Genomic DNA, 15,054 nt, shown 5'->3' with positions numbered 1-15,054 from the left:
GGGTAACCTGATCGCCGACGTGCTGGAAGCCCCTGAAGATGCCGCCACGATCGAGCGTGTGAAGGCGCACGTGGCCGACTTGACCACGCGTTTCCCCGTCTACCGCTAAAGCGCCGAGCCATCGTGCACACCTACATCGGCCCGAGTCTCGCAGCGGGCGGCCGCACGCTCGCCCTGTTCAAGGTCCCCACGCGCCAGGGCGAGGTGTATATGAGCGTGGGCCGCACCGAATTCGGCAACGACGAACGCGCCGTCGTGGAAGTGCGGCGCGATGCGCTGTTCGGTCTCTGGCGCAACGACCTGACCGATACGGCCCGCGCGCTGGCCGCTCGCGGCACGGCACCAGGCGAAACACTGAGCGAAAAGCTGGAACTCGCCGATGAAGGTTTCCGCTTCGGCATGGACGATCCCGTGCCGCTGGTGGAAGTGTGCTGCCGCGTGCGCTCGCAGATCAAAGCCGCGCCAAGCGATGGCCCGGCCGCCAGCAACACCACCGCGCGGCCCTATGTGTCGGTGATCGACGGCGTCGCGCGCACGCTCTGGCTCGCGTCCCAGGGCGCGCCCTGCTTTCCCGTCGAATGCCTCGTCGCCGAGGCGCCTTTGCTCGCCCGTCTCGCCGGTTCGCGGCGCAGTCGCTGGATGCGCGTGTCGGAAATGTTGCCGCGCCACTGACCTCCCGCCTGACCCGGCGCGCGCATATGGGAAAATGCGCGCCTGAACAGCGCTCGAATCGCAGGCGGCACACGGTCGGTGACCGCGCATCGGCGCGCAAGGGAGACAGGATGGATAGCGTCGAAAACGCACGCGCGTTTCTCGCGGTGGCCGAAGTCGGCAGTTTCGCGGGCGCCGCGCTGCGGCTCAATCTCGCGCCTTCGGTGGTCACCAAACGCGTGAGCGCGCTCGAAAAAGAACTCGGCCAGTTGCTGTTCCAGCGCACGACGCGCAGCCTGCATCTCACCGCGGGCGGGCGCGACACGATCGTGCGCGCGCGCGATTTCCTCGCCGCCTACGAACGCATGATGCGCGGCCCGGACGAAGACGACGGCTCGCGCCTGACCGGCCGCCTGAGAATCAAGGCGCCTTCGTCGTTCACGAATCACTTCCTCGGCGCGATGTTCAACGATTTTTTCCGCGATCATCCCAAGGTCGATGTCGAGCTTCAACTGACCAATCGCCCCGTCGATCCGGTGGTCGAAGGCTTCGATTTCGTCATCTCCGGTCTGCCGGTGGCCTACGACGGCGTCGAGGATTTCCCGCTCTGCCCCTTCAAGCGGCACGTCTACGCCTCGCCCGCCTACCTCGCGCGCCACGGCGAACCCGCGCATCCCTCCGAACTGGCCACGCATCGCTGCCTGCGTTATTCCTACCTCAATCCGGCCGGCACCTGGAGCTTCGTCGAGCCGGGCTCGGGCGGCGTGATCGACGTGGCGGTCAACGGCGCCTTCGCGACCAACGATATCGACGCCATGCACCGCGCCACCGCCGATGGCCTGGGCATCGCCGTGCTGCCGCGTTACCGCGCGCGGGCCGGCGTGCAAGCCGGCGATCTGGTGCAGATCCTCGGCGGCTTCGAATTGCCGGACTTCTGGGTCAAGGTGCTGCGCCCCGCCGGACATAGCAACCCGAAGGTTTTCCACGCGCTGCTCGATCATCTGACGCGCGGCCTCGCCACGCTGGTCGAAGGCGACGGCTATCTCTGACGCGCGCCGCCCGGCGCGCCCCACGCCATCCTTTCCAAAAAACGCGTTCTGAAGTTCCCGATCGATGCTGTTTCCCGCGGGCCGTTTCGCGGACTATCTCGCCGACGGACGCGACAGGCCATGCGAGCCAGCGCGCCGGACACAAAACGAGAGGAGACAGCTTTGAGACAGTGGATGGCCTATGTGCCGCTGGCCGTATGTGCCGCGGCAGCACACGCGCAGAGCAGCGTGACCTTGTACGGCGCGGTGGACAGCGCGCTCACGTGGAGCAGCAATCAGGGCGGCAAGGCCGCGTGGCAGACCTATAGCGGCGGCCGCGCAGGCGATAAATGGGGCCTGCGTGGCGTCGAGGATCTGGGCGACGACCTCAAGGCGATCTTCGTGCTCGAATCGGGCTTCAGCATCGAAACCGGTGCGGCGCAGCCGTCGAATACGCTGTTCGGGCGCCAGGCCTACGTGGGCCTGAGCGGCAAACTGGGCAACGTCTGGCTCGGCCGTCAGTATTCGATGACGAACGACTATTTCGTGCCGCTGAGCACCAGCGTGATGTTCGCAGGCGGCCTGGGCGCGCCGCTCGGCGATATCGACGGCTCGTGGAACTACAACAAGATCAGCAACGTCATCAAGTACGAAACGCCGGTCTGGCACGGCTTCAACGGCAGCGCGATGTTCAGCCTCGGCGGCACCGCGGGCGACTTCTCGCGCAACCGCGTCTACGGCTTCGGCGCGCAATATGCCCACGCGGGTCTGACGATCGCCGGCGCCTACATGAACATGCGCACGCCGGCCACCTCGATCTACGGCGCCAGCGCGGCGCCGGTCGCGGGCGCCGCGTTCGCCAACCCGGTCTCGAACCCGATCGTCTCGAACTACGTGAGCGCGGCCAGCCAGCAGGTCGCGGGCGGAGGCGCGCGCTACGTCTGGGGCCGCTCGCAGATCGCGTTTTTGTACGACAACATCCGCTTTCTCGACATCACGCGCACGGCGTCGAATCCGCGCGCGCCCGCCAACGCGGCCTTCAACGACTATCAGTTGACCTACGGCTTCAACGTCACGCCCGCCGTGATGCTGGGCGCCGCGTTCCAGTACAGCATCGCGCCGGGCAGCCGCTATCGCACGGCGTCGCTGGGCGGCGCCTACCTGTTGTCGAAATCGACCTACCTTTATGGCATCGGCATCTGGCAGCACGCGAGCGGCATCGACTCGACGGGCCACGAAGCGGTCGCGGACCTGTTCGGGCTTTCGCCGTCCAGCAACGCCAACCAGGGCGCGGTGCGCATCGGCTTGCGGCACCTGTTCTGAGCGCATATCCAGCGTATCCAACTAGAAAGGATTGAGGAGACATCAGGTGAATTCACCCCATTTCGCGGGCGGCGCACGTCAGACCGACGTGCAGGCCTTCATCGACGAACGGCCGCTGAGCCGCTTCCAGACACTCGTGATCGTGCTGTGCTTCCTGACCGTGGCGATCGACGGCATCGATATCGGCCTCGCGGCCTATATCGCGCCTTCGGTGCGCGCCGAATGGGGGCTGACCGTGACGCAACTCGCGCCGATTTTCCTTTCCGGGCTGATCGGCATGATGGCGGGTTCGCTGGCCTTCGGGCCGCTCGCCGACCGTTACGGCCGGCGTCCCGTGATGCTCGCCTCGGTCGCGTGCTTCGGCGTGGCGACGCTCGCGAGTCTGCTCGCCAGCAATATCGCCGAGCTTTCCGCGCTGCGTGTGCTCGCGGGCATCGGCATCGGCGGCGCGACGCCCACGGCCGTTACGCTGACCGCCGAGTTCGTGCCCGCGCGCCGCCGCCTCACGCTGATCACGGTGATGCTGTGTGGCAATTCGCTGGGCTCGGCGTTGGGCGGCGTGGTGGCGTCGCAGGTGATTCCGCGCTTCGGCTGGCACGCGATGCTGGTGATCGGCGGCGGCGTGCCCTTGCTGCTGCTCGTGGCGCTGTGGGCGCTGCTGCCCGAATCCATGCGCTATCTCGCGCTGCGCCGTCCCGAACGCGCCAGCGATCTGCTCGCGCTCGGCCAGCGCATGGCGGGCGGCACGCTCGACGCCGCCACGCGCTTCGTCGCGCTCGAATCGCGGCCGGGTCGCGCCGCCGTGCGCGAACTGCTGGCGCTGCCGTATCGGCGCGGCACGCTGCTGCTCTGGACCACGTTTTTCATGGGCCTTTCCGTGCTGTTCCTGATGGCAAGCTGGCTGCCGACGATCATCACGCACTCGGGCGGCTCGATGCGCGCCGCCGCGCTCACCACCGCGCTGTGGTCGGTCGGCGGCACCACGGGCGGCCTGCTGATCGGACGCGTGATGGACGGCAGCCAGCCCAGCCGCGTGCTCGGCATGGCGTATCTGTGCGCGTGCGCCGCCATCTGTATCGTCGGGCAGGCCTACGCGACGCCGCTCGTCGCCGCGCCTTTCGTGTTCGTCGCGGGCATGTGCATCAGCGGCACGCAGGTGGGCGTCAACGGCCTCGCGGCCACGCTCTATCCGACGGCAATGCGCGCGACCGGCGTGGCGTGGGCGACCGGCATCGGCCGCTTCGGTTCGATGCTCGGCTCGGCGCTCGGCGGCTATCTGCTGTCTTCGGGCCTGAGCTACGGCGTGCTGTTCGCGATCGTCGCGATGCCGGCTGTCGCCGCTGCGCTGTGCATGTTCGCGATGCCGCGCCGCGCGGCGGCGCCGCTCGCCGCGCCTGCGATCTGACGATTTTTCGATAAACGGAGTTCACCTGATGGCCCTCTTCGGCTGCGCGTTTCTCGCGCTCTGGAACGATGTCGATGCCGATGTCGAGGCGCAATACGAGCGCTGGCACACGCACGAACATGTGCCGGAGCGCGTCGGCATTCCCGGCTTTCTCGCCGGACGGCGCTATCGATCGGATGCTGCCGGACAGCCGCGCTATTTCACGCTGTACGAAGTGACGGATGCGGCGGTTTTCGACTCGGCCGCCTATCGCGACGTGATCGACCGCCCGACGCCGTGGTCCGCCGAAATGCGCCCGCGTTTGCGCAATGTGGTGCGGGCGACTTGTGCAACGATGGCGTCGGTTTCTTCGGTTTCATCAGTCGGCGGCGTAGTGCAGGACGGCGCCGCGCTGGCCTGCGCGCGTTTCTCGAGCGCGCCGGATGCGCAGCCCGCCGCCGAAGCCTTGCTGGCCGCGTGCGCCGCGCTCGCAGGCGTGCGTTCAGTGCGGCTCGGCAATGCTTTGGATTCCGTACCGCAAGCCTTCCAGCAATGGTCGAAAAACGCCGCGCCCACTCACGTGCTACTGATCGAAGGTGACGATGAAACCGCCTTGCGCGCCGCGCACAGCGCCATCTCGGCGGCCATCGCCACGCACGGACACGCGAGCGAAGCCGCGATCATCGACACCTACACGCTGGCGTTCCAGATCGCGCACGCCGAAGTCGACGACGCCTTGCGGCGCGCCCAGCCCCCGCTTACTTTTGACGCCCATTCAGGACATTGATGATGCAGGCATTGCAGAAAACCACCGCCGCCTTCGGGCTCGAATTGCGCGACGTGCCCGCACCCGACGCGCCGGCCGAAGGCGAAGTGATCGTCGAAGTCGCCGCAGCCGGCATCTGCGGCAGCGACGTGCATATCTACGACTGGTCGGGCGGCTACGACTTCCTCCAATCGGCGTTTCCGGTCACGATCGGCCATGAATTCGCCGGCCGCGTGGCCAGGGCAGGCAGCCACGTCGGTGCACTCGCGGTCGGTCAGCCCGTGGTGGTGATTCCCTCGGTCGAATGCGGCGTATGCGAAGCGTGCCGCTCGGGGCGCGTCGATGCCTGCCGCGACCGGCGCGGCATCGGCATGCTGCGCGACGGCGGCTTCGCGCGCACCGTGCGCGTGCCCGCCGCGAACTGCCTCACGCTGCCCGACGATATCGACCTGGGTATCGCGGCGCTGGGCGAGCCGCTTTCGATCGCCATGAGCGCGGTAAAGACCGCCGAAGTCGCGGCCGGCGACCGCGTGCTGGTGATGGGTCCGGGCACGATCGGCCAGGGCATCGCGCTGCTGGCCAGCGTGCGTGGCGCGAACGTCACGGTTGTTGGTTATGACGACGCGGACCGCCTCGCCACGGTGCGTGCGCTCGGCATCGAGCAGACCTTCGATCTGCGCGACCATGCGCTGGACGAAGTGAAAAAGCGCACGAATATCAACGAATTCGACATCGTGATCGAAGCGACGGGCGTGCCTTCGACCGTGCAGGCCGGGCTCGATTGCCTGCGCCCTTCGGGCATCTTCGTGATCTGCGGCATTCACGGCAAGCCGGTCAGCTTCGATGCCGCGAAGCTCGTGCGCAACCGCCATCAGATTCGCGGTACCTATCGCGCGACGCGCGCAACGTGGGGCGAAGTGCGCGATTTCGTGGTCGCGCATCAGGCGCGACTTGCACCGATGGTCACGCATCGCCTGCCGCTTGCCGAAGCCATCAACGGATTCGAAATGGCGCGCAACAAGATCGGCTCGAAGATTCTGCTGCTGCCGTAACCGCCTGATGCCATGCGGCCCGCTCGACTGAACGGGCCGCACAGCCGTCAAAGCTCGTTCGCGATACGCCGATAACCGCGCACGAGACGGTTATTCGTCTGCGCGACATCCTCGGAAAATTCCGCGGCGCTCGCCGACACTTTGGGGATCGTCGTGAGATCCGTTGCCGGCCCGATACGCAGCGTCGAAGGCACATAAAAGCCTGCTGGAAGATCGCAACCGTCCACCACCGCGTTATGACGCACCACGCAACCGGCACCAACCGTGCAGTTGAACAGCACGCTATTGAAGCCGATAAACACGCGGTCGCCCACGCTACACGGCCCATGCACGATCGCACGATGCGCAATCGACGTATGACGGCCAATGCTCACCGCCGCGCCCGACTTCGAATGAATGACTACGCCATCCTGAATATTGGAATGCGCGCCGATCACAATGGGCTCGATCTCGCCACGCGCATCGGTTTCATCGGCGCGAATCACGGCATACGGGCCGATAAACACATCGTCCTCGACGATCACGCGACCGCACAAAATAGCGGTCGGATCGACAAATGCGCTTTCATGCACCACGGGCAGATCGCCACGCGGATTCTTTCTGATCATTGCCCCGCACCCTTTCCTTACCAGATCACACTGCTGTCCTGCTCTTCGGGCACCGTGCCGTCCCACTCGGGAAACGGATCGGCGAAATCGGCCCATGCGTGCGCGCCCGTGGCCATTTCCGCATCGTCCAGCAAGCACGCATCGAGACGTTGACGCAGCACCGCTTCGTCCATATCGATGCCGATCAGCACCAGTTCCTGACGCGCATCGCCGACGTTTTCGTCCCAGTTTTCATCGATAAACGCGCGCGATTCGTCGTCCGTGGGCCAGTGCGACTTCGGCACCGCGGCCCACCAGAGCCCCATCGCGCCATGACGGCACACCGATCCCGCCTGCGACCACGAGCCTGCATGCGTGGGCCGGCTGGCGAGCCAGAAGAAGCCTTTCGAGCGCACCACGCCCGGCCATTCGCTATTCACGAGATCCCAGAAACGCTGCGGATGCATCGGCCGGCGCGCTCGCCAGACAAAGCTGCCGATACCGTATTCCTCGGTCTCCGGCTTATGTTCGCCGCGCAATTCCTGCAGCCAGCCGGGCGCTTTCGAGGCTTCGTCGAAATCGAATAGTTTCGTGTCGAGCACGCGCGCGAGCGGCACGCGGCCGAATTCGACGATCTCGATGCGCGCACGCGGATTCAGCCCGCGCAGGATGGCGATCACGCGCTCGCGATCGGTGGTGTCGATCAGATCGATCTTGTTGACGACCATGACGTCGCAGAACTCGATCTGCTCGATCAGCAGGTCGGCGACCGTGCGCTGATCTTCCTCGCCCAGCGACTCGCCGCGCGCTTCCAGACTGTCCTGCGAACCGTAATCGTTGAGGAAATTGAACGCATCGATCACGGTCACCATGGTGTCCAGGCGCGCGACATCCGAGAGACTCTGGCCTTCGTCATCGGCAAAAGTGAAGGTTTCGGCGACCGGCAGCGGCTCGGAAATTCCCGTCGATTCGATCACCAACTGGTCGAAGCGCCCCGCCTTCGCCAACTGGTTCACTTCTAGCAGCAGGTCTTCGCGCAAGGTGCAGCAGATGCAGCCGTTGCTCATCTCGACGAGCTTTTCGTCGGTGCGCGAGAGTTGCGCGCCGCCGTCGCGCACGAGCGCCGCGTCGATATTCACCTCGCTCATGTCGTTGACGATGACGGCCACGCGGCGGCCTTCGCGATTGTTCAGGATGTGGTTCAGCAGCGTCGTCTTGCCGGCGCCCAGAAAACCGGAAAGCACCGTGACCGGCAGGCGTGTATCCATGAGGAGGCTCCTTGGCTTCTGTTCTGCGATTCTTTGTATCGGGGATGGCGGCAGCGGCGCTGATGCGCATCGCCTCGCACCGCTCAATTTCGCGATGTTATAACATAACATTCAAGAAAGCCACTCTGTCATTCTCATCGGCGATAATTGCGGTTCTTGTCCGCTCGTCGCCAGCCCGCAGGTTTTCCCAGATGAAATCGCATCTTCACGCCATCGCGACGGCGCTGGCCGCCGCCGCGCTGTTCGGGGCCGCCACGCCGCTCGCCAAGGCGCTGCTCGGCGCGCTGTCGCCTTTCATGGTGGCCGGGCTGTTCTATCTGGGCAGCGCCACGGGACTCGCGCTGGCGATCCTCGTGCGCCGGTTGCGACGACGCGCCGACGCCCCGCCCGACCACGCCCCGCTACGCCTGGCCGAAGCGCCCTGGCTTGCCGGCGCGATCGTCGCGGGCGGCGTGGCCGGGCCCGCCCTGCTGATGCTCGGGCTCGTTACGACGCCCGCCGCGTCGAGCGCCCTGCTGCTCAATCTCGAAGGCGTGCTGACGGCGCTGATCGCGTGGGTCTGTTTCCGCGAAAATTTCGATGCGCAAATCGCACTGGGCATGGCCGCCATCGTCGCGGGCGGCGTGCTGCTTTCGTGGAGCGGACCGCACGCGGGACTCACGCCGGGCGCGTTATTCGTGGTGGGCGCGTGCCTTTGCTGGGCCATCGACAACAATCTCACGCGCAAGGTCTCCGCCAACGACGCGATGACGATCGCCTGCCTCAAAGGCCTGGCGGCTGGGCCCGTCAATCTGCTGGTGGCGTTCTGGCTCGGCGCGCACTGGCCCGACGGCGCGCGTATTGCTGCGGCGATGGCGGTGGGATTCGCGGGATATGGCGTAAGCCTCGTGCTGTTCGTGGTCGCCTTGCGCAACCTGGGCGCGGCGCGCACCGGAGCGTATTTTTCGGTGGCGCCGCTGTTTGGCGTGGCGCTTTCCTTGATGCTCTGGCCGCAGCGGCCGGCGCTGACGTTCTGGGCCGCGCTCGCGCTGATGGCCCTAGGCGTGTGGCTGCATGTGCGCGAGCGCCACGAGCACGAGCATACGCATGACGCGCTCGAACATACGCATCGGCATCGGCATGATGCGCATCATCGGCATGAGCACGATTTCGACTGGGACGGCACCGAGCCGCACACGCATGCCCACCAGCATCTGCCGCTCACGCATACGCATGCCCATTTCCCGGATGTGCATCATCGGCATTCGCATTGATCGGCGTTCATCTTTCGAGTACTGGAATTTTGACTACTGGAAACAGGAGATGCGGCGATGGCTTCTCTTTATCGCGATGTTCCCTTAAGTATCGATGCGGCCAGCGCATGGGCCACGTTGCGCGACTCGCGCAATATCGCGCAGGTTTTTGCGGGCGTGCTGGTTGATGTGAAAGTCGAAGGCGATAGACGCAGCGTGACGTTTGCGAATGGCAACGTGGTGCAGGAGCACATCGTGACTGTCGATGACGCGAGGATGCGGGTGGCCTACACGGTCTGCGGGCCGAACTTCGAGCAGCACGCGGCGTCGATGCAGATCGTGGCGAACGAAGCGGGCGGCGGTTGCAGGCTGGTTTGGATCTGCGATTTTCTGCCCGATGAACGGCGTGCAGCGATCGAGCCGCTGATGGATGCTGGGTGCGCGGCCGCGGCGCGGAATCTGGTGCGTTAGCGCGTCGAGCAAGTGCGGATTGTGGCGGCGGTTCCCGATTGTGTTCGTGTGATCTGTTCTGCTTCGCTCATGGGGACTTTTACTTGCGATCAAGGTTTGCGGACATGCGAGCGTGCGCAATTCGGTGAGGGGTTTTGGGGTTGGCTGTTAGTTGCGTTATGAGTTTTGTTTGCGGATTGCACTCTCTGTTGACGGTTTCGAATCAAGCATGAAAAATTTTCCTTAAATACATATTTTTGCGAGTTCGATTCAATTAATTCATGCAAATCTGGGGCGCCATGCGGCCATTGACGAGACGTTTCAGTTGTTGAACCAGCGCCCGCGGCGTCCTGAAACTGCCCGGTGACCTGAAATCCCACCATCCAATAAAAAAAAACCCGCATTGCGCGGGCTTCAAATACTAGAACAGTGGGCCGGGGGAGCCTGCCTGTTCCGTATCGCAGGACCAGATGCGATACGTCTTTGACTGTAGGCTTCCCCTACAACCGCCGGACATACGAAAATTCCGAATTACCTGCGACACGCCAGGGCGCACACCACATCACCCCGAAATCTCATCCAACGAGACCCCATTCGTGCGCGGCCCGAACGCGCCGATCGACACCATCACCGCGAGCATGCAGCAGGTAATCCCGGCGAACACACCTTGCACGCCGAAGTCGCGCAACAGCGCCGCGATAATGAAACCGGACATCATCGCCCCCACCCGGCTCGCCGAATACACCACGCCATTCGCACGACAACGCACGGCCGTAGGAAACAACTCCGCCTGATAGGCGTGATAGCAAACGGAAATCATCTGCCCCGCGAGACTGATCAAAATCCCTAGCACGATCAGCGCCGTAGCCCCGCGAGCCTGCGAGAACAGCAGCCCGAACACCAGCACGGCAAACGCCGATCCGACGATCAACCATTTGCGCTCGACCCTGTCCGCGACGAGCATCGCCAGCAGCGGCCCGCACGGCAGCGCAATCGCAATCACGAAGGCATAGAGCAGGCTGCGCGTCACGTGCACGCCCTGCCCGATCAGCAAGGTCGGCACCCAGTTCGCGAAACCGTAATAACCGATCGCCTGACACAGATTGAACGCGATCAGCATGAGAAGGCGCGCGCGATACGGCGGCTTCCACAACTCCGCCAGCGAAGCACGGCGATGCGCGGGCGGCGTCACCACCGGCGCAGGCGGCGGCAATTCACGTCCACTTTCTCGGACTGCCGCCTGTTCCAGCCGCGCAATCTCGCGCTCGGCTTCCTCGGTGCGGTGATGCGTGGCGAGCCAGCGCGGGCTTTCCGGCACGGCACGGCGCACGAACCAGACAATCACTGCGCCCAGCGCGCCCGCCAGCACCACGTAACGCCAACCGTCGATACCGAACGGCGCAACCGGCACAAGCCACCACGACAGCAACGCGGAAGCCGGCGCGGCGGCAAACATGATCGCCTGATTGAAGGCCATCGCGCGACCGCGCATCTGCTGCGGGACCATCTCGGTCACATAGCTGTCGATCGTCACGATCTCGATGCCCACGCCGATGCCGGTGATAAAGCGCCACAGGATCAGGCCTTCGGAAGAATGCTGCATCGCCATAACGATCGAGCCAATCGAATACCACAGCAGTGAAAACGTGAATACGCTTCGTCGTCCGAATTTATCGGGAAGCCAGCCAAAAAAGAACGTGCCGATAAAAAGACCCGCAAATGTCGCGGCCACGAATGCGCCAATGCCATTGAAACCGAACAGATTCGATGTCGTGGTCTGCAGCAGACCGCTTTTCGCCATACCCGGCGCGATATAGCCCGTGAAAATCAGATCGTAGACTTCGAAGAAGCCGCCCAGCGAAATCAGCAAGACCAGCTTCCATAATTGCCAGGTCGCCGGTAGCCGATCGAGTCGCGCGGAGAGCGCGGCCGCCACGGCCTGGCCCGGTTCGGCCACGTCCAAAGGCAAGGCGAGCGCATCGTCCGTGGTGAGGGTGCGTTGCATAGTCTGTCTCCATGTTGTTTTGGCGCGCGGGCTACTCTGGCCCGCGCTGCGTCACATCGCTCTTTGAGGCTAACCGGCTACATGCGCGGCGAGTCGCGCCAGTACTTCCTCCGTATGCTCGCCCACTTTTGGCAGCGGTTGACGCACGCCGGGGCGGCGTCCGTCCATCATCAGCGGCAGCAGCACGACTTCGGTTTCGCCGCCGTCGTCGGTCTGCATCGGCACGAGGCCGCCACTGGCCTTCAGATGCGGATCGTCGAGCAACTGGTCCGGGCGCACGATCGGCGCATACGGCACGCCCGCCGCTTCCAGACGCGGCATCAGGTCCTCCACGCGATGCGCCTTGAGCACATCGCCCAGACCCGCGAGCAATTCGGGGCGCAAGGCCACGCGCGCCGCGTTATTGGCATAGCGCGGCTCGCGCGCATAATCGGGGCAGCCAATCACGTCGCACAGCGTAACGAACTGCTTGTCGCTGACTGCGCCGATAAAAAGCTGCTCGCCTTCGGCCAGCGTGAACACGTCGTACACGCTCCATGCTGACACGCGCGAGGGCATCGGCGGCGGCGCTTCGTGCGTCATCGCGTATTGCTGCATATGCTGCGCGCTCAGAAACACGCAGTTCTCGAACAGCGCGCTCTGCACTTCCTGGCCGCGCCCGCTCGCCTCGCGCTCGCGCAATGCCGCCAGCACGCCGATCGCGCCGAACATGCCGCCCATGATGTCGTTCACCGACGTCCCCGCACGCAGCGGCCGCCCAGCCGGCCCGGTCATATACGACAGGCCGCCCATCATCTGCACGACTTCGTCGAGTGCGAGCCGGTTTTCATAAGGCCCGGGCAAAAATCCCTTGTGCGAAACGTAAATCAGCCCCGGATAACGCTGCGACAGCGTGGCGTAGTCCAGACCGAATTTCTGCATCAGACCGGGCCGGAAATTCTCCAGCATCACATCGCATTGCCCGATCAATTCGACTGCAGCAGCGCGCCCTTCTTCGGTATTGATATCGAGCACGACACTCTTTTTATTGCGGTTGAACGAGCGAAAAAAGCCAATTCCCAAGCCCGGCAGATCGCGCGTTTTATCGCCGCCGGGCGGTTCGATCTTGATAACTTCCGCACCCAGATCCGCGAGAATCATTCCGCAGGTCGGGCCCATGACCATATGCGTAAATTCGACGACGCGCACGCCGTCGAGCGGCAGCTGTCGCGTGGTGTCCATGTTTGCGCTCATCACATCCTCAGGATAACGAATCGACCGCCATAGCGGTCTGAAAAGTCTTCGGTAAGCCGGCACGCCAGAGCGCGCCATGCAGGCTCTCGCCACCGAGCCATTGCGCCACTTGCGCGCGCAAGGCCAGCAAGGCGTCGATATCGATACCGGTTTCGATACCCATGTCTTCGAGCATGAAAGCCAAGTCCTCGCTTGCCGCGTTGCCGCTCGCACCGGGCGCATGCGGACAGCCGCCGATACCTGCCAGCGAAGCATCGAAACGCGTCACGCCGGTTTCCAGCGCGGCATGGACATTGGCGAGCGCAAGACCGCGCGTGTCGTGAAAGTGCGCGCACCAGAGCCGCTCGCCCGCCACGGCGCGCGCGCGTTCGAACAACTCGCGCACGGCACGCGGATTCGCGTAGCCCACCGTATCGGCGAGACTCACGCGATCAGCGCCCGCATCGAACAGCGCCTGCATATAGCGCAGCACATCTTCCTGCGCGACCTCGCCTTGCAGCGTGCAACCGAAAGCCGTGCCGATGCCGCCTTCGATCAGCGTGCGCGCGCCAGCAGCATCGCGTTCGGCACGCATGCGCGCGACTTCGGCCACGACTTCGTCGGGTGTCTTGCGCAGATTCGCGCGGCTATGCGCTTCGCTCGCGGAAAGCGGCACGAGCATCAGATCGGCGCCGGTTTCGAGCGCGCGCTGCGCGCCCTTGAGATTAGGCACCAGCACGGAAACGCACAGGCCGGGCAGGCTGCGCGCGAACGCCACCAGTTCGGCCGTATCGGCGAGTTGGGGCAACAGGCGTGCGGGCACGAACGAGCCGACTTCGATCTCGCGCACACCGGCCGCATGCGCCGCGCGCAGCCAGGCGAACTTGAGTTCGGTGGGCAAAATGGTGTCGATGCTTTGCAGGCCGTCGCGCAGACCGACTTCGCGCAGCGTGGCGCGCGCGGGATAGGCAGGCATAGAAATGTCTCCAGACGAATAAGCGGGGCACAGGTTCGTGTCGTGCCGGCGTGGTGTTTCGTTGTATTTGCCTCTGTGCTAACTTTAGACATTCCAGTCCATCCATAAAGCGGTATTTTGGAAGCTCCAAGATTCCGTTTGGGAAACACAGATGCACGATATCGACACCAAGACGCTGCGCCTGTTCGTGGCCGTCTGCGAACACGGCAACATGGGGCACGCGGCGCGCGAATCGCATATCGAGCCTTCCGCCATCAGCAAGCGCATCGCCCAACTCGAAACCGATCTGGGCGTGCCTTTGCTCACGCGTTCGCGGCGCGGCGTGCAGCCCACCCAGGCGGGCGTCGCACTGCTGGAGCACGCGCGCAGCGTGATCTTTACGCTAGAGCGCGCCGTCAGCGATATCGCCGCGTTCGGCAGCGGCCTGCGCGGCAGCGTGAGCGTGTGCGCGTCGGCATCGGCGATTGCGGAGGCGTTGCTCGACGATCTCGCCTCTTTCATGCGCATGCCCGCGCACGAAAACATCCGCGTCAACGTGGATGAACGCACCTCGAAGGAACTCGTGCAGCTCGTGCGCGATGGCGTGGCGTCCGTGGGCGTGTGCTGGGACAACGTCGAACTGGGCGGCCTGGAAGCGCGCCCCTGGCGCACCGACCGGCTCGCGCTGGCCGTGCCGGGCGGGCATGCGCTCGCGCGGCGTAAATCGGTGGCGTTCGCAGATACGCTCGGCTTCGAACACGTGGGCCTGCCGCCCTCCACCGCCGTGCACACCTTGCTGCAACGCGCGGCGGCGCTGGGCGGGCGCACCGTGGATTACCGTGCGACGGTATCGAATTTCGACGCGGCGTTTCGCGTGGTCGCCGCGAAGCTCGGCATCAGCGTCGTACCGGAGGAAGTCGGCCAGAGCTACACGCGCATCATGAACGTGCGCCTCGTGCCTTTGAGCGACGCGTGGGCGCAGCGGCGCTTCATCGTCTGCTTTCGTGCGTTCGATGCCTTGCAGCCCGCCGCGCAGCGCATGGTCGAGCATCTGGTGGCGCGCGCGCAGGCCGCCGAAGCTGCTTGAGCGGCTTAAGCCGCCTGAACTATCCCAAGCCCGCACGCCTCGTTTACACTTCCA

The 15,054-nt window shown here is 64.7% G+C and carries 14 protein-coding genes; 9 read left to right on the top strand and 5 right to left on the bottom strand.

What is annotated here, in order from left to right; genetic code table 11:
- Window positions 1–123: 123 nt before the first annotated feature.
- The 6 genes from U5A67_RS17375 to U5A67_RS17350 all read left to right on the top strand — a co-directional run bounded on the left by U5A67_RS17375 (window position 124) and on the right by U5A67_RS17350 (window position 6,204).
- A complete protein-coding gene (locus tag U5A67_RS17375; protein WP_321815220.1) occupies window positions 124–672 on the top strand; it encodes a plasmid fertility inhibition factor family protein in 549 nt (182 codons plus the stop codon).
- Between the two features lie 110 nt (window positions 673–782).
- Window positions 783–1,700 carry a LysR family transcriptional regulator gene (locus U5A67_RS17370; RefSeq protein ID WP_205987451.1) on the top strand — a complete coding sequence of 306 codons (918 nt, stop codon included), beginning with the start codon at window positions 783–785 and terminating at the stop codon, window positions 1,698–1,700.
- A 162-nt stretch (window positions 1,701–1,862) separates the two neighbouring features.
- Entirely contained in the window at window positions 1,863–3,002 is a 1,140-nt protein-coding gene (locus U5A67_RS17365; protein ID WP_321815221.1) for a porin, read from the top strand.
- Between the two features lie 46 nt (window positions 3,003–3,048).
- The gene (locus tag U5A67_RS17360; protein WP_321815222.1) at window positions 3,049–4,407 is read left to right on the top strand and encodes an MFS transporter; all 1,359 of its coding nucleotides are present in this window, start codon (window positions 3,049–3,051) and stop codon (window positions 4,405–4,407) included.
- Between the two features lie 28 nt (window positions 4,408–4,435).
- Complete coding sequence (locus U5A67_RS17355; protein WP_321815223.1) at window positions 4,436–5,173, top strand: DUF4286 family protein; 738 nt, start codon at window positions 4,436–4,438, stop codon at window positions 5,171–5,173.
- Entirely contained in the window at window positions 5,173–6,204 is a 1,032-nt protein-coding gene (locus U5A67_RS17350; protein ID WP_321815224.1) for a zinc-dependent alcohol dehydrogenase, read from the top strand. Before U5A67_RS17355 ends, U5A67_RS17350 begins: the two co-directional genes overlap by 1 nt.
- Window positions 6,205–6,251: 47 nt before the next feature.
- Here the strand turns inward: U5A67_RS17350 and U5A67_RS17345 are convergent, their stop codons facing one another.
- Window positions 6,252–6,812: a carbonate dehydratase gene (locus U5A67_RS17345; RefSeq protein WP_321815225.1), complete on the bottom strand. Its 561-nt coding sequence runs from the start codon at window positions 6,810–6,812 to the stop codon at window positions 6,252–6,254.
- A gap of 17 nt (window positions 6,813–6,829) precedes the next feature.
- Entirely contained in the window at window positions 6,830–8,059 is a 1,230-nt protein-coding gene (gene zigA / locus U5A67_RS17340) for a zinc metallochaperone GTPase ZigA (RefSeq protein WP_321815226.1), read from the bottom strand.
- 191 nt (window positions 8,060–8,250) lie between these two features.
- On the opposite strand from zigA, the gene U5A67_RS17335 reads away from it, so the two are divergent.
- Both U5A67_RS17335 and U5A67_RS17330 read left to right on the top strand, forming a co-directional pair.
- Window positions 8,251–9,312: a DMT family transporter gene (locus tag U5A67_RS17335; RefSeq protein WP_321815227.1), complete on the top strand. Its 1,062-nt coding sequence runs from the start codon at window positions 8,251–8,253 to the stop codon at window positions 9,310–9,312.
- A gap of 57 nt (window positions 9,313–9,369) precedes the next feature.
- Entirely contained in the window at window positions 9,370–9,762 is a 393-nt protein-coding gene (locus U5A67_RS17330) for an SRPBCC family protein (protein WP_321815228.1), read from the top strand.
- 541 nt (window positions 9,763–10,303) lie between these two features.
- Here U5A67_RS17330 and U5A67_RS17325 read toward each other — a convergent pair.
- From U5A67_RS17325 to U5A67_RS17315, 3 genes are all read right to left on the bottom strand, one after another.
- Window positions 10,304–11,746 carry an MFS transporter gene (locus tag U5A67_RS17325; RefSeq protein ID WP_321815229.1) on the bottom strand — a complete coding sequence of 481 codons (1,443 nt, stop codon included), beginning with the start codon at window positions 11,744–11,746 and terminating at the stop codon, window positions 10,304–10,306.
- A gap of 69 nt (window positions 11,747–11,815) precedes the next feature.
- Window positions 11,816–12,967: a CaiB/BaiF CoA-transferase family protein gene (locus U5A67_RS17320; RefSeq protein WP_321815230.1), complete on the bottom strand. Its 1,152-nt coding sequence runs from the start codon at window positions 12,965–12,967 to the stop codon at window positions 11,816–11,818.
- Between the two features lie 19 nt (window positions 12,968–12,986).
- Window positions 12,987–13,934, bottom strand: coding sequence for a hydroxymethylglutaryl-CoA lyase (locus U5A67_RS17315; RefSeq protein ID WP_321815231.1), 948 nt, complete (start codon window positions 13,932–13,934; stop codon window positions 12,987–12,989).
- A 151-nt stretch (window positions 13,935–14,085) separates the two neighbouring features.
- Here U5A67_RS17315 and U5A67_RS17310 point away from each other — a divergent pair, with 151 nt between their 5' ends.
- Window positions 14,086–15,000, top strand: coding sequence for a LysR family transcriptional regulator (locus U5A67_RS17310; RefSeq protein ID WP_321815232.1), 915 nt, complete (start codon window positions 14,086–14,088; stop codon window positions 14,998–15,000).
- Window positions 15,001–15,054: the final 54 nt, after the last annotated feature.

The organism is Paraburkholderia sp. J69-1 (assembly GCF_905220255.1).
Lineage (GTDB): Bacteria > Pseudomonadota > Gammaproteobacteria > Burkholderiales > Burkholderiaceae > Paraburkholderia.
The sequence above is the reverse complement of the archived record's forward strand: the minus strand, read 5'-3'. Positions and strand labels throughout refer to the sequence as shown.